General features: G+C 74.3%; 13 protein-coding genes. 7 read left to right on the top strand and 6 right to left on the bottom strand.

Features of this window, described 5'->3' with window-relative positions; translation table 11 throughout:
- Positions 1 to 98: 98 nt before the first annotated feature.
- Positions 99 to 1,157, bottom strand: a complete 1,059-nt coding sequence (locus OO57_RS21120; RefSeq protein ID WP_051778049.1) for an NAD-binding protein — start codon at positions 1,155 to 1,157, stop codon at positions 99 to 101.
- A gap of 275 nt (positions 1,158 to 1,432) precedes the next feature.
- On the opposite strand from OO57_RS21120, the gene OO57_RS21115 reads away from it, so the two are divergent.
- The gene (locus OO57_RS21115) at positions 1,433 to 2,401 is read left to right on the top strand and encodes an NAD(P)H-quinone oxidoreductase (RefSeq protein WP_033254144.1); all 969 of its coding nucleotides are present in this window, start codon (positions 1,433 to 1,435) and stop codon (positions 2,399 to 2,401) included.
- A 50-nt stretch (positions 2,402 to 2,451) separates the two neighbouring features.
- Here the strand turns inward: OO57_RS21115 and OO57_RS21110 are convergent, their stop codons facing one another.
- The 4 genes from OO57_RS21110 to OO57_RS21095 all read right to left on the bottom strand — a co-directional run bounded on the left by OO57_RS21110 (position 2,452) and on the right by OO57_RS21095 (position 6,105).
- Positions 2,452 to 3,105, bottom strand: coding sequence for an FMN-dependent NADH-azoreductase (locus OO57_RS21110; RefSeq protein WP_033254143.1), 654 nt, complete (start codon positions 3,103 to 3,105; stop codon positions 2,452 to 2,454).
- A 173-nt stretch (positions 3,106 to 3,278) separates the two neighbouring features.
- Positions 3,279 to 3,563, bottom strand: coding sequence for an acyl carrier protein (locus OO57_RS21105; RefSeq protein WP_033254142.1), 285 nt, complete (start codon positions 3,561 to 3,563; stop codon positions 3,279 to 3,281).
- A 38-nt stretch (positions 3,564 to 3,601) separates the two neighbouring features.
- A complete protein-coding gene (locus OO57_RS21100) occupies positions 3,602 to 4,840 on the bottom strand; it encodes a ketosynthase chain-length factor (protein ID WP_033254141.1) in 1,239 nt (412 codons plus the stop codon).
- On the bottom strand, positions 4,837 to 6,105 hold the full coding sequence (locus OO57_RS21095; protein ID WP_033254140.1) for a beta-ketoacyl-[acyl-carrier-protein] synthase family protein: 1,269 nt from the start codon (positions 6,103 to 6,105) through the stop codon (positions 4,837 to 4,839). Before OO57_RS21095 ends, OO57_RS21100 begins: the two co-directional genes overlap by 4 nt.
- A 541-nt stretch (positions 6,106 to 6,646) precedes the next feature.
- On the opposite strand from OO57_RS21095, the gene OO57_RS21090 reads away from it, so the two are divergent.
- Positions 6,647 to 7,429, top strand: coding sequence for an AfsR/SARP family transcriptional regulator (locus OO57_RS21090; RefSeq protein ID WP_051778031.1), 783 nt, complete (start codon positions 6,647 to 6,649; stop codon positions 7,427 to 7,429).
- Between the two features lie 325 nt (positions 7,430 to 7,754).
- On the opposite strand, the gene OO57_RS21085 is transcribed toward OO57_RS21090, so the two are convergent.
- Positions 7,755 to 8,861, bottom strand: coding sequence for a ketoacyl-ACP synthase III family protein (locus tag OO57_RS21085; protein ID WP_051778030.1), 1,107 nt, complete (start codon positions 8,859 to 8,861; stop codon positions 7,755 to 7,757).
- Between the two features lie 250 nt (positions 8,862 to 9,111).
- Between OO57_RS21085 and OO57_RS21080 the strand changes: the two genes are divergently transcribed.
- From OO57_RS21080 to OO57_RS39620, 5 genes are all read left to right on the top strand, one after another.
- On the top strand, positions 9,112 to 10,143 hold the full coding sequence (locus tag OO57_RS21080) for an acyltransferase domain-containing protein (protein WP_033254138.1): 1,032 nt from the start codon (positions 9,112 to 9,114) through the stop codon (positions 10,141 to 10,143).
- 81 nt (positions 10,144 to 10,224) lie between these two features.
- On the top strand, positions 10,225 to 11,265 hold the full coding sequence (locus OO57_RS21075) for a methyltransferase (protein ID WP_051778029.1): 1,041 nt from the start codon (positions 10,225 to 10,227) through the stop codon (positions 11,263 to 11,265).
- On the top strand, positions 11,262 to 12,752 hold the full coding sequence (locus OO57_RS21070) for an FAD-dependent monooxygenase (RefSeq protein ID WP_033254137.1): 1,491 nt from the start codon (positions 11,262 to 11,264) through the stop codon (positions 12,750 to 12,752). Before OO57_RS21075 ends, OO57_RS21070 begins: the two co-directional genes overlap by 4 nt.
- 95 nt (positions 12,753 to 12,847) lie before the next feature.
- Positions 12,848 to 13,276 carry a nuclear transport factor 2 family protein gene (locus OO57_RS21065; protein WP_033254136.1) on the top strand — a complete coding sequence of 143 codons (429 nt, stop codon included), beginning with the start codon at positions 12,848 to 12,850 and terminating at the stop codon, positions 13,274 to 13,276.
- 229 nt (positions 13,277 to 13,505) lie between these two features.
- Positions 13,506 to 13,977 (top strand): 2-oxoglutarate dehydrogenase E1 subunit family protein (locus OO57_RS39620; RefSeq protein WP_418909903.1); only part of this gene is annotated, 472 nt, incomplete at its 3' end.

Raw genomic sequence — 13,977 nt, 5'->3', positions numbered from 1 at the left:
GGATGTTCCACGTGGAACCGGGCGGTCCGCCTCCACCGATGTCGAAGCCCCGGTTCCACGTGGAACCGGGGCTTCCGGGCTTCCGGGCTTCCGGGGCGTCAGTGGGTGACCGGGGTGGCCGGCTTGATGACGATCAGGCGGTCGGTGAGCTGCAGGGTCGCGGCCTCCGGCTCGGTGTAGTTGAGCACCCGGCGGCCGCGGACCACCGCCACCACCAGGTCGTCCAGTTCGCGCGGGCTGCGCCCGGCCTCGGCCTTGGTGACCGGGCGCTCGGCGACGTCCAGGCCGTTGCCGTAGGTCAGCAGGTCCTCCATCACCGAGCCCGCGTTCGGGCTGAGCATCGACATGCCGAGCAGTCGGCCCGCGGAGCTGGACGAGGTGACCACCACGTCCGCGCCGCTCTGCCGCAGCAGCGGGGCGTTCTCGTCCTCGCGGACGGCGGCGACCACGGTGGCGCCCCGGTTCAGCTGGCGGGCGGTCAGGGTGATCAGGGCGGCGGTGTCGTCGCGCTCGGGGGCGACCACCACCTGGGCGGCGCGCGGCAGTTCGGCCCGGATCAGGGTCGCGGCCCGGGTGGCGTCGCCGAGCACGCCGACCAGTCCGTCGTGGGTGGCCTGGTCGATCGCCTTGGCCTGCGGGTCGACCACCACGATGGAGTCCTTCGGGACGCCCTGCCCGAGCAGGGTGTCCACGGCGCTGCGGCCCTTGGTGCCGTAGCCGATGACGACGGTGTGGTCCCGCACGGTGTTCCTCCAGCGTTCGATCCGCCACTGCAGGCGGGTGCGTTCGGTGAGCACTTCGAGAGTCGTGCCGACCAGGATGATGAGGAAGAGCACGCGCAGCGGGGTGATCACGAAGATGTTCACCAGCCGCGCGCCGTCGCTCACCGGGGTGATGTCGCCGTACCCGGTGGTGGAGAGGGTGACGGTGGCGTAGTACGCCGAGTCGAGGAGGCTGACCGAGGAGTCCGCGTTGTCGTTGTAGCCCGCGTGGTCCGCGTACACGATCAGCGTGGTGGCCACCAGCACGCCCAGGGCCAGCAGCAGGCGGCGGGCGACCTGGCGCGTCGGCGGGCGGGTCTGCCGGGCCGGGAGGGCGATCCGGCGGGTGGGGTCGATGGTGTCGGTGCCCGGGTCCCGGAAGCGACTGAGCGTCAGACGGGACGGCCGGGCACCCGTGTCGTGGGGAGGTTCGGAGTTCGGCACAGGCACAAGGATGCGGGGTGCGGGCGGCGCCCGGGGACGGCGGGGCCGGAGTGTCGCCACCCTGTCGTCCCGGAGCCGCGGACCCTGACGGTCTGTCCGTTGACACCGGCGGTGACGGTGGGGAGGTCGACGGGGGCGGTGACCGCGGTGACCGCGGTGACGGCGGTGACCGCGGTGACGGCGAGGGGGCCGGGGGGCGGGAGGGGCGGGGGCGTAGCGTGGCGGCCATGCGAGCCATCACGATTCCCGAGCCCGGCGGCCCCGAGCGGCTGGTCTGGGCCGAGGTCCCCGATCCCGTCCCGGCGGCCGGCGAAGTGCTGGTCGAGGTCGCCGCCACCGCGGTCAACCGGGCCGACCTGTTGCAGCGCCAGGGCTTCTACGACCCGCCGCCCGGTAGTTCGCCGTACCCCGGCCTGGAGTGCGCGGGCCGGATCACCGCGCTCGGCCCCGGGGTGGCCGGCTGGGCGGTCGGCGACGAGGTCTGCGCGCTGCTCGCGGGCGGCGGGTACGCGCAGCAGGTCGCCGTTCCGGCCGGTCAACTGCTGCCGGTGCCGAAGGGGTTGACGGCCCAGCAGGCCGCGGCGCTGCCCGAGGTGGCCTGCACGGTGTGGTCCAACGTGTTCCAGGTCGCCCACCTGCGCCCCGGCGAGACCGTCCTGCTGCACGGCGGAGCCAGCGGCATCGGCACCATGGCGATCCAGCTCGCCAAGGCCGTCGGCGCCCGGGTCGCGGTCACCGCGGGCAGCCCCGAGAAGCTCGCCCGCTGCGCCGAGCTCGGCGCGGACCTGCTGATCGACTACCACCGGCAGGACTTCGTCGCGGAGGTCGCCGCGCTCGGCGGGGCCGACGTCGTCCTCGACATCATCGGCGCCAAGTACCTGCAGCGGAACATCGACGCGCTGGCCGTCAACGGGCGCCTGGTGGTGATCGGCCTGCAGGGCGGTGCCAAGGCCGAGGTCAACCTCGCCACCCTGCTCGGCAAGCGCGCGGCGCTGGTCGCCACCAACCTGCGCGGCCGCCCGCTCGGGGAGAAGGCCGCCATCGTCGCGGCCGTCCGGGAGCACGTCTGGCCGCTGGTCGAGGCGGGCGCGGTCCGTCCGGTGGTCGACCGCGTCCTGCCGATCACCGACGCGGCCGAGGCGCACCGGGTGGTCGAGTCCGGTGCCCAGGTCGGCAAGGTCGTGCTGGAGGTCTGACCGGGCGTGCGCGGGTGCCCCGGGCGGGAGGCCCGGGGCACCCGCGGCGGTCAGACCTCCAGCAGGCGCGCGGCGATCTTCTGGGCGTGCAGGCCCGCCTCCTCGTGCGCACGGGCGCGCGAGGCGTCCGCCGCCGGGCGCAGCTCGGCCATCGCCGGGTTGCGGGCGGCCATCGTCAGCTCGGGGACGACGAACTCGACCTCCAGGCCGAGCATGCCGCCCAGCGCGGTGGTCAGGAACGGCACCGCGTGGTCCCAGCCGGCCCGCGGGGTGCCCTCGCCGTAGGCGCCGCCGCGGCTGGCGACGACGACCGCGGGACGCCCGGCGGTCGGCAGGTCCTTCGTGCCGATGGTGCGGCCCGAGATCATGATCTGGTCGAGCCAGGCCTTGAAGGTCGAGGGGATCGACATGTTGTACATCGGCACGGTGAACAGGTAGGCCCCGGCGCCGAGGAGCTCGTCGACCAGCTCCTCCTGCAGCGCCATCGCCTCGGCCTGGGCGGGGGTGCGGGCGGCCGGGTCGACGAAGCGGGCGGTGATCCCGTCGGCGCTCAGGTGCGGCACCGGCGCGGCGCCGAGGTCGCGGTGGACCACGCGCCCGGCGGGGTGCTCCTGCTGCCAGGTGGTGAGGAAGGTCTCGGCCACCTGGCGGGAGACGGAGCCGGTGCTCATCGCGGAGGAGTCGATGTGGAGGAGGTAGGACATCAGACCTTCATCGGTTAGACAGGACGGCAGTTGATAGCCCGTCAAGTATTCCAGCGGGGACACGCCAGGGTTGCGCGGGGTGCGGTGGTACCGCAACGGGCGGCAGCGCCGCACCCCGCCGCCCCGGAGCGGGCCGGCTCCCGGCCGGTGGCCGGTCGGTGGTCAGCCGGTGGTCAGCCCGCGTTCGACGCGGCGCCGCAGAGCACCTCGTTGACGGCGGTCAGGAAGAGCCGCGGGGTCTCGGCCGCGGCCATCGCCTCGTCGTCCAGGACGATCCCGTACTGGCGCTGGACCCGGCCGGCCGTCTCCAGCAGGGCCAGCGAGTCGTAGCCGAGGTCGCTGAACGGGACGTCCGCGATGTCGCCGCTCAGGTCGACCTCCTCGTCCTCGCCGGCGCTCTCGCGCAGGACGGTGACCAGGTCCTCCAGGGACAGCGGTTCCTGCACGGCCTCACTCATGGGTTCACTCCGTTCGTCGGTGGTGCCGGATTCCCGCGTCATGCGGGCGTCCGGAGTACGAGGGCGCTGTTGAAGCCGCCGTGGCCGCGGGCCAGCACCAGCGCGGTGCGCAGCCGGGCGGACCGGGGGGCGCCGACGACCAGGTCGATGCCGTGCCGGTCGGCGGCCGCGGTCACCGGCCCGGCCGGGGGGATGACCTGGTCGCGCAGGCTGAGCAGGGCGGTGGCGACGTCGAGCGCGGCGCCGCCGGAGCCGAGCCGGCCGGTGAGGGCCTTCGGCGCGGCGACCGGGACGCCGCGCTCGCCGAAGAGCTCGCGCAGGGCCCGGGCCTCGGCCTCGTCCGCCGCCGGGTTCCCGGCGGCGTCGGCGAAGACCACGTCGACCTCGCCGGGCTCCGCGCCCGCGTCCGCCAGGGCGAGTTCGGCGGCGCGCCGGAGGGTGTCCGGGCGGTCGGAGTCCGGCGGCGGGTCGAAGGTGGCGGCGTAGCCGGCGATCTCGCCGTAGACCTGGGTGGTGGCGCCCCGGGCGATCCGGTCGCGGACCCGCCCGGCCTCCTCCAGGACGAGGATGGCGCCCCCCTCGCCGGGCAGGTGGCCGCAGGCCAGCTCGGAGAAGGGCAGGTAGGCCTGCTCGGGGTCGGGGCGGGTGCTGAGCAGGCCGGTGGACTGGTGGGCGATCCAGCCCCACGGGCAGAGCGAGCTGTCCATCGCGCCGCTGACCATCAGCGCGGTGCCCTTGCGGATCGAGCGGCGGGAGTGGCCGAGGGCGTCGAGTCCGCCGGCCTGCTCGGTGACCAGGGCGGCGCTGGGGCCGCGCAGGCCGTTGCGGATGGAGATCTGGCCGGTGTTCACCGCGTAGAACCAGGCGAAGGACTGGTAGGCGCTGACGTACTCCGGGCCGGAGCCCCAGAGGTTCTGGAGCTCGCGCTGGCCGAACTCGTACCCGCCGGCGGAGTTGGCGGTGGCCACGCCCATCTCGAAGTCCGGCAGGTCGGCCGGGTCGACGGCGGCGTCCGCGAAGGCCCAGTCGGTGGCGGCCAGCGCCATCCGGGTCACCCGGTCGGTCTGCGGGAGCAGCCGCCGGGGGACGTGGTCGGCGGCCGAGAAGGCGTCCTCCGGGACCTCTCCGGCCAGCCGGGTGGGGTAGCCGGAGGGGTCGAAGCGCTCGATCGGGCGGATCCCGCTGTGGCCGCGCAGCAGTGCGGTCCAGTACTCCTTGGTGCCGACGCCGTTGGGGGCGATCACGCCCAGGCCGGTCACCACCGCCTTCCCGGTCATGCCGCGGTCCTCTCGGGTCGGGTGAGCACGACGGCGCTCTGGAAACCGCCGAAGCCGCTGCCGATGCTCAGCACGGCGTCGACGCGCTTCTCCCGGGCGGTGTTCGGGATGTAGTCGAGGTCGCAGGCCGGGTCGGGCTCGTGCAGGTTGGCGGTCGGGGGCAGCAGGTCGTGCTGCATGGCCAGGACGCAGGCCGCGACCTCGATGGCGCCGATCGCGCCGAGGGAGTGCCCGACCATCGACTTGATGGAGCTCATCGGGGTCTGCCGGGCGTGCTCGCCCAGTGAGCGCTTGACGGCGGAGGTCTCGTGGATGTCGTTCTGCTTGGTGCCGGAGCCGTGCGCGTTCACGTAGCCGATGGACTCGGGGGCGACCCGGCCCTGCTCCAGCGCGATGCGGATGGCCTCGGCCATCTCCCGGCCGTCGGTGCGCAGTCCGGTCATGTGGTAGGCGTTGCTGCGCGTCCCGAAGCCGGCGAACTCGGCGAGGATCCGGGCGCCGCGCCGCCGGGCGTGCTCGTACTCCTCCAGGACCAGGACCGCGGCGCCCTCGGCGAGCACGAAGCCGTTGCGGGTCCGGTCGAAGGGCCGGGAGGCGTGCTCGGGGTCGTCGTTGCGCGGCGTCGTGGCCTTGATCGCGTCGAAGCAGGCGACGGTGATCGGGCTGATCGGGGCGTCCGTCCCGCCGGCCAGCACGACGTCGACGGTGCCCTCCCGGATCAGGTCGGCGGCGTGTCCCAGGGCGTCCAGCCCCGAGGTGCAGCCGTCGCTGATGACGGCGGCGGGCCCCTCGGCGCCGCCCGCCCAGGCCACCTCGGCGGCCAGCGAGCCGGGGACGAAGTAGTTGAAGAGGTGGGGCGAGGTGTACGCGTGGTCGACCAGCCATTTTCGGCCAGAATCGCTCACGACGGCGTACTCCTCCTCCAGGCTGACGCTGCAGCCGACCGCGCTGCCCAGCGAGACGCCGATGCGGTGCGGGGCGATGCCGGCCTCGGCGATCCCGCTATTCCGCAGCGCTTCGCGGGTGGCGGCCGTGGCCAGCTGCGCCGCGCGGTCCATCCGTCGCACCTCGCGCGGAGTGAGACCGTGTGCGAGCGGGTCGAAATCGCATTCGGCGGCGATCCTGGAGCGGTAGCCCGTGGCGTCGAACGCGGTTATCGGGCGGGTCGCGGTACGGCCGGACGAGATCAGGTCCCAGAATTCCTCCACCCCTGAACCACCAGGTGCCATCACACCTATTCCGGTCACGACTACTCTTCGATTCATTGGACACTCCTCGGCGGAATGCGGGTCTGTGGAGCGCGATTTCGTCCGGAGCTCCCCCGGCTGCTCTGGTCGAGAATCTCGGTCGGGCCTAGAGGAACCCTTGAGGGCGCCTAGAGCGGTCACGAGCGAGGTTCTTTACTGTGGGGATCCGACTGGTCACCGGGAGTGATCGAAGTTGATTGACTAGCGGACGAAACCTTGCGAGCAGGTATTTTTACCAATTCTTTAACCAGGCCGTCGCTCGAGGGCTGTGATTTTCGCCCTGGACAGTCGCGCGGCCCTCCTATAACGTTCCTGGCTGCGAGTCAAATGCTGCCGCAACGGGGCGGCCGGCAGTGACTTTCCGCTATTGACGACTGATTCGTCGGTCGGATAACCAGGGGGGGAATAGGTTCGTCCCAGGTGTGCTTTTTCTGGATGGTCGCCGCCCACACCGGTGATATCGGCCCGAGCTGCGGCCGTTGTCCAGGAGTAGATTCCTAGTAAAGGATGTCCTGTGTTTGCTCGCGTCCTCGGACCGCTTGAGGTTGAACTCAACGGAATGGCCATCGCGCCGACCGCTCCCAAGCCGCGCAAGGTCCTGACCCTGCTCGTGCTGCACGCCAACCAGATCGTTCCGTCCTCCGCGCTCAAGCGGGAGCTGTGGGACGAGGAGGCGCCCGTCAGCGCGTCCACCACGATCCAGACCTACATACTCCTGCTGCGGAAGCAGTTGATGCGGGCCGCCGGTGGTTCGATGGCCAGCGCGAAGGCGCAGCTCGTCACCTGCCCGGGGGGCTACCAGCTGCGCAACAGCGGCGGACTCGACCTGCACGCCTTCGACCGGCTCTGCACGGAGGGGCGGCAGGCGCTCGCCCGGGGGGAGGACGAGCGCGCCTCGTCGACCCTGCGGGCCGCCCTCGCCCTGTGGCGCGGGCCGGCGCTCTGCGGCGTCCAGTTAGGGCCACTGCTGGAGGTCGAGGCGCTGCGCCTGCAGGAGAGCCGCATCGTCGCGCTCGAACAGCGCATCGAGGCGGACCTGCGGCTCGGCCGCCACCACGAGCTGATCAGCGAACTCACCTCGCTCGTCGGCGAGTTCCCGCTGCACGAGAACCTGCACGCCCAGCTGATGCTGGCGCTCTACCGCTCCGGGCGCAAACCGCACGCGCTCGACGTGCACCAGCGGCTGCGGAGCCGTTTCATCGACGAGCTGGGCCTGGAGCCCTCGGCCAGGATGTACCGGCTGCACCAGGCGATCATCGTCTCGGATCCCGCCCTGGACGCGGAACGGCGCAGCCGCACCCTGCTACTGGACCGCTTCGCGGGGCACGCGGTCGCTTCCTGACCGCTGCCGCGAGCGCACCGGCCGCCGGGAGGCGGCCCGCGTTGCGTACGGCCCGCGTTGCGTACGGCCCGCGTTGCGTACGGCCCGCGTTGCGCACGGCCCGCGTTGCGTACGGCCCGCGTTGCGCACGGCCCGCGTTGCGCACGGCCGCCGGGAGGCGGCGGGGCGGACGGCAACGAGCGGCAACCAGCGGCGACGAGCAGCAACGGCCGGACCGGCCCTGGGCAGAGGGCGGTCCGGCGTACCGGCGTACCCGGGCGCGTGCGTCCGGTCGGGCCGGACGGGCCCGGCCCGCGGCCCGGCCCGTCCCGTTCCGCGGCGGTGCTCAGCCGTCCGCGCGGGCCCCGGGGGCGTCCTCGGCGTCGTCCGCCCAGGTGTCCGATACGGCCCAGTCGGGGCAGGCCAGGACCTCCACGACGGCGCAGGACCACGAGAAGCCGGCGCCCACGCCGACCAGGGCCACCCGGTCGCCCGGGCCGACCTGCTTGGTCTCCACCAGGTGCGCCAGGCCGGCGAACTGGTCGCCCCCGCCGAGGTGGCCGATCGACCGGCTCCACGGCCAGGTCGACTGCTCGGGGGCGATGCCGAAGGGCTGGAAGTAGGTCGCGGCCAGCCGCCGTCCGCCCAGGTGCGGGAGGACGAAGCGGGCGACGCCCCCGACGTCGAGGCCGAGCGCGGCCAGGCCGTCCACGAGCGTGCGGCGCTGCCCGCCGCCGACCCAGGCCACGGCCGCGGCCCGGCCCGTTTCGGCGAGGAACTCCCGCTTGCAGCGGTCGAGGTCGACCACCCGGCGCAGGCCGGAGGCCTCCGGGGCGAACGGCGCGTCGCCGCGGTGCATGCCCTCCAACCGGGGCTCCGAGGCGGTGAAGTGGCCGAGCAGGCGGGCGAAACCGCCCTCCCGGGAGAGCACCAGGGCGGCGCCGCCGTCCGCGTAGACGGTGCCCGGGTCGCTCGTCCAGCGCCGGAAGGCGGGCGGGCAGAAGACGTCGCCGCTGGTGAGCAGGGCCGCCGGTCGGTCGGTGCCGGCGCGCAGGTAGGCCGCGGCCAGTTCGAGCGAGGCCATGCCGCCGTTGGAGACCTGCTTCACCTCCATCGCCGGTGCGTGCACCGGCAGTTCGCCGAGCGCCCGGCGCTGCACGTAGGAGGCCGGGGCCCACAGGTCGTGCCCCTGGTCGTAGAGGCTCGCGTGCAGCACCAGCCCGATGTCCTGCGGCGGGCACTCCGCCCGGCGCAGTGCGATGCGGGCGGCGAGCGCGGCCATCTCCGGCGCGCTCTGCCCGGTGGAGACGGTCACCGAGGTCACCCCGGTGCGGGCGGCGTCCCGCGCCGTGACCTCGCCCGCGGCGACCGCCTGCTCGGCGCTGACCGCGGGCGGGAGCCAGGAGGCGCACCCCGCCACGAACAGGGGGGCGCCGGTCTCGTAACCGTCCATGGGGACCTCCGCGGGTGCTCGGGCCGCCGGCCGGCCGGCCGACGGTGGATCGCGGCCAATCTCCCCAGTGCCGCTAGAGAGCCGGTCGACACGCGGTCGATCCCGGCTGGAGGAGCCCGCCGGGGCGGCCGTCCGGCCGCTCGCGAGGCCGTCTTGAGCCGATTGCAAGGTTCCGCTGGAACAGTGCCGGACGGGCGCCGCGGGGCGCCCCGGAGGCCGGGGAACCGGCCGTCGACGAGGAGGGAACCCCGTGCCGGAGACCGAAGCCGTACCCGGGCCGTCCGCCCCGGCGGGCCCCCGCCCCGTTGCGCTGCTGCTGCCCGGACAGGGTGCCCAGCACGCCGCCATGGCCACCGGCCTGTACGGCTGGGAGCCGGTGTTCACCGAGGCGATGGACACCGTCTTCGACGCGCTCGGCGCGGTCGGCCCGCAGCTGCGGGACGACTGGCTGGCGGAGCGCCCTCGAGTGCCCCTCGACCACGTGACCCGGGCCCAGCCGCTGCTGTTCGCGGTGGACCACGCGCTGGCCCGCACCGTCCTCGCGTGGGGCCTGGAGCCGGTGGCGCTGCTCGGCCACAGCGTCGGGGAGCTGGCCGCCGGCGTCCTCGCCGGGGTCTTCGACGTCCGGGACGCGGCCGCGGTGCTCTGGGACCGCGCCGAACGGCTCGCCGTCCTGCCGCCCGGCGGCATGCTCGCGGTCGCCGCCGGTGCCGCCGAACTCGCGCCCTTCCTGCGGGAGGACGTGGTGGTCGGGGCGGTGAACGCGCCGCGCCAGACGATGCTGGCCGGCTCCGCCGGGCCGCTGGCCGCGGTCGCCGCCGACCTGCGCGCGGCGGGCCGCACCTGCCGGGAGGTGCGGGCGACCACCGCCTTCCACAGCCCCGCGGTCGGTGCCGCGGTGAACAGCGAGATCTACGCGGGGGTGCGCCTGGGCGTGCCGCGCACCCCGCTCTGGTCCGCCTACTCGGCGGCGCCGCTCACCGCGGAGCTGGCCGTCGACCCGGACTTCTGGGCGCGGCACCCGGTCGACCCGGTGCTGTTCGGTCCGGCGCTCGACGGGCTGCTCGGGTCCGGTGACTTCTTCCTGCTGGAGACCGGGCCCGGGCAGAGCCTGGCCGGTCTCGCCCGCCGGCACGCCCGGGTGCGGCGCGGCGCGAGCGCCGTCACGGCCCTGCTGCCGGCGGCGGCGCGCGGGCCGGAGGCGGACCGGGAGGCCCTGCTCGCGGCCGCCGGCCGCCTGCGCGCCGAGGGCCACCCGCTGCCCGGCCTGGCCGCCGGCTGACGCGCTGCCACAACGACCGCGCCCGCCCGGGCCCCGGGCGGGCGCGTGCCCCCGATTGGTGAACGACCGAGGAGGTCTGTGATGGGAACTGAAACCGTCGACACCCCGTACGTGCCGTACGAGGAAGCGATCACGATCGGCCGGCTGAACACCGCCTACGCCCAGTCGCGCATCCTGAACAGCGCGGTGGAGACCGGGCTGTTCGAGCTGCTCGCCGAGGCTCCGGCGGACTCCGCGGCGATCGCCGAGCGGCTCGGGCTGCACCACCGGCTGGTGCCGGACTTCCTGCGCGCGCTGGTCGCCCTCGGCCTGCTGGAGGAGACCGCCGGGGTCTTCCGCAACAGCGCGGCGGCGGCGGCCTGCCTGCTGCCCGGCTCCCCGTACTACCTGGGCGGTTCGGTGCGCGCGGCCGCCGCCCGGCACTACGGCATGTGGGCCCGGCTGACCGAGGCGCTGCGCGACGGCGAGCCCAAGGCGGAGGGGGCAACCGGCCCGGACGCCTTCGAGCGGCTCTACCGGAACCGGGACGCCGCCCGGCGCTTCCTGGCGCACATGGACTCCGCGCACGCGCTGGTCGGCCCGCAGCTGGCCGAGGTCGTGGACTGGTCGCGCTACGAGTCCTTCGTGGACGTCGGCGGCGCCCGCGGCCACATCGCCGCCGCCGTGGTGGCCGCCCACCCGCACCTGCACGGCGGCGTCTTCGAACTGCCCGCCGTGGAACCGCTGTTCGACGAGCACATGGCGGAGCTCGGCACCGCCGAGAAGGTCACCTTCCACGCGGGCGACTTCTTCGCGGACGAGCTGCCCGCGGCGGACGTGCTGGTCTTCGGGCACGTGCTGCACGACTGGACGCCCGAGCGCCGGGCCTTCCTGCTGGAGCGGGCCTTCGCCGCGCTGCGGCCGGGCGGCGCCGTCGTCGTGTACGACCAGATGCTGGACGACGGCGCGCCGGAGCTCGGCTCGCTGCTCGGCAGCCTGCAGGTCGCGCTGGTCACCGGCGGCTCCGAGTACGGCGTGGACGAGGGCCGGGAGCAGCTGGAGAAGGCGGGCTTCACGGTCGAGCTCGGCCGGCGCATCCGCACCATCGGCAGCGACTACGTGCTGGTCGGGGTGAAGCCGTGACCGGGGTGGTGATCGCGGGCGGCGGCCCGGTCGGGCTGATGCTCGCCTGCGAGCTCGGGCTCGCGGGCGTCGACACCGTCGTCCTGGAGCGGCTGGAGCGCCCCAGCGGGGAGTCCCGGGCGCTGGGCCTGCACTCCCGGACGGTCGAGGTGCTGCACCAGCGCGGCCTGCTGGACCGGGTCGGCAACCAGGTGCCGGTGTGGCCCAAGGGGCACTTCGCCGGGCTGCGCAAGGTCGACATGACCAAGCTCGACGCCGAGCACAGCTACGCGCTGATGGTCCCGCAGTCCCGGACGGAGGAGATCCTCCACGAGCGGGCGCTGGAGCTGGGGGTCGACATCCGGCGCGGCCACCGGCTGGTCTCGCTGGAGCAGGGCCCGGACGGGGTCACCGTCGGCGTCGAGGGGCCGGACGGCGCCTACCGGCTGGACGGCCGCTACCTGGCCGGCTGCGACGGCGGCGCCAGCACGGTGCGCAAGCTCGCCGGGGTGCCCTTCCCCGGCACCGCCTCCACGGTCAACGCGCTGCTGGGCGACGTCCAGCTGATCGGCGAGCAGCCCGCGGGCCGCGAACTGCTGCGGCTGGAGGGCGGCCTCTTCGGCCTGATCCCGCTGGGCGAGGGGCTGTACCGGGTGGTCGCGGTGGAGTTCGACGCCGAGCCCGTCCCGCGGGACGTGCCGGTGACCACGGAGGAGTTGGCGGCGGCCGCCAAGCGGGTCTCCGGCCTCGACCTGACCATCGGCGAGGCCCGCTGGATGTCCCGCTTCGGGAACGCCACCCGCCTGGTGGAGCGCTACCGCACGGGCTCCGTCCTGCTGGCGGGCGACGCCGCGCACGTCCACTTCCCGGCCGGCGGACAGGGGTTGAACACCGGCATCCAGGACGCCCTGAACCTCGGCTGGAAGCTGGCCGGCACCCTGAACGGCTGGGCCCCCGACGGCCTGCTCGACAGCTACGAGGCCGAGCGGCGCCCCGTCGCGAAGCGGGTCTGCATGAACACCCGCGCCCAGCTGGCGATGATGCACCCGGCCCCGGAGATCGATCCGCTGCGCGAGCTGTTCAGCGAACTGATGGACCTGGACCAGGTCAACCGCTACATCGGCGAGATGATCACCGGCCTGGACATCCGCTACCCGATGGGCGGCGAGGACGGCGCGGCCGAGCCGTCGCACGCCCTGGTGGGGCGCCGGATGCCCCCGCTGCCGCTGCTCACCCCCGACGGCCGGGTCAACGCCCTCGAACTGCTCGCCGCGGGCCGGGGCCTGCTGATCGACCTCGCCGACGCACTGCCCGCCGCCTGGGCGGACGGCCGGACCGACCGGCTCACCCGGCTGACCGCCACGCTCGCCGACCCCGCGAAGGCCCCGGGCACGGCCGCGCTGCTCGTCCGCCCGGACGGCTACGTGGCGTGGGCCTGCGCGGAGCCGGGCGGCACCGAGGGCCTGGCGGAGGCGCTCGACCGCTGGTTCGGCGCCGCGTCCTCCTGACCGGCCGCGGAGCCACCGACCACCGGACGAGCACCCGGCGAGCACCCGACGGCCGACCCCGTCACGACCACGAATCCACCACGGAGGACCGACCGATGTCCCAGCAGACGGCCGACCCGGAGCTCTACGCGGAGATCCAGGACTTCTACGCCCGCCACATGCACCTGATCGACGCCGGGCAGGTGGACGCCTGGGTGGAGACCTTCACCGAGGACGCCACCATCTCCAACAACGTCAACCCGCACCCCGCGCACGGCCGCGAGCAGATCGTCGGGGTGATCCGCCGCGCCCAGCAGCAGCTCGACGCCGACGGCATCCGGCACCGGCACTGGATGGGCATGCTCGTCGTCGAGCCGACCGCCGACGGGACGGTGCACGCCCGCAGCTACGCGATGCTGCTCGCCGTCCGGCTCGGCGGGGCCCCGGTGCTGGACCGCAGCACCCGGTGCCACGACGAGCTGGTCCGGGTCGACGGCGACTGGCAGATCCGCAGCCGGCGGGTCCACCACGACGGCCGCCCCTGACCGGGCACCGGCGGAGGACGGGGCGGGTGCGTCCCGGCGTGCTGCGCCGGGACGCACCCGCCCCACCTGCAAGGAAGTACACGATCCGTCACCCGCCTTCTCGGGCACGCCACTTGGGCGTCACCTGCGCGTTGCCCGGTTTCCGCCGCACCCGCGCGTGGGCCAGAGCGCGGGCGCGTATCGTTTGGTCAACAACCGGAACTTGAAGCGGAAGAGGGCGGTCTACGCCGTGTCGCCACACTCTGAAGTGCCCGTCAACTCTTCGAGCCCTTCGGCCTTCGGCCCAAACGAGTGGCTCGTCGACGAGATGTACCAGCAGTACCTGCGGGACCCGAGCTCGGTGGACCGGGCCTGGCAGGACCTGTTCGCCGACTACAAGCCCGGCGGGTCGGCGGCACCGGCGAGCGCGGCGGTCGAGGGGAACGCCGTGACGCCCGCCGTCACCGCGCCCGTTCCCGCTCCCGCTGCCGCCCCGGCCGCCGCTCCCGCGCCCGCAGCCGCAGCCCCCGCGCCGAAGGCCGCCCCCGCCGCGCCCGCGCCCGCAGCCTCCGCGCCGAAGGCCGCACCGGCGGTCGACGCGGCGGGTGCCGAGCTGATCGCGTTGCGCGGTCCGGCGAAGGCGGTGGCGTCGAACATGGACGCCTCGTTGGAGGTGCCGACGGCGACTTCGGTGCGTGCGGTTCCGGCGAAGCTGCTGATCG

The organism is Kitasatospora phosalacinea, assembly GCF_000717185.1.
GTDB classification, from domain to species: domain Bacteria; phylum Actinomycetota; class Actinomycetes; order Streptomycetales; family Streptomycetaceae; genus Kitasatospora; species Kitasatospora phosalacinea_A.
Note: the sequence above shows the minus strand (reverse complement) of the source record. Positions and strands in the feature narration are given on the sequence as shown.

What these genes read in the sequence shown, in the direction of transcription:
- OO57_RS21115 (WP_033254144.1), top strand. Translation starts at nt 1,433, where the DNA reads ATGCGAGCCATCACGATTCCCGAGCCCGGCGGCCCCGAGCGGCTGGTC.
- OO57_RS21100 (WP_033254141.1), bottom strand. Translation starts at nt 4,840, where the DNA reads ATGACCGGGAAGGCGGTGGTGACCGGCCTGGGCGTGATCGCCCCCAAC.
- OO57_RS21095 (WP_033254140.1), bottom strand. Translation starts at nt 6,105, where the DNA reads ATGAATCGAAGAGTAGTCGTGACCGGAATAGGTGTGATGGCACCTGGT.
- OO57_RS21075 (WP_051778029.1), top strand. Translation starts at nt 10,225, where the DNA reads ATGGGAACTGAAACCGTCGACACCCCGTACGTGCCGTACGAGGAAGCG.
- OO57_RS21110 (WP_033254143.1), bottom strand. Translation starts at nt 3,105, where the DNA reads ATGTCCTACCTCCTCCACATCGACTCCTCCGCGATGAGCACCGGCTCC.
- OO57_RS21085 (WP_051778030.1), bottom strand. Translation starts at nt 8,861, where the DNA reads ATGGACGGTTACGAGACCGGCGCCCCCCTGTTCGTGGCGGGGTGCGCC.
- OO57_RS21105 (WP_033254142.1), bottom strand. Translation starts at nt 3,563, where the DNA reads ATGAGTGAGGCCGTGCAGGAACCGCTGTCCCTGGAGGACCTGGTCACC.
- OO57_RS21065 (WP_033254136.1), top strand. Translation starts at nt 12,848, where the DNA reads ATGTCCCAGCAGACGGCCGACCCGGAGCTCTACGCGGAGATCCAGGAC.
- OO57_RS21090 (WP_051778031.1), top strand. Translation starts at nt 6,647, where the DNA reads ATGGCCATCGCGCCGACCGCTCCCAAGCCGCGCAAGGTCCTGACCCTG.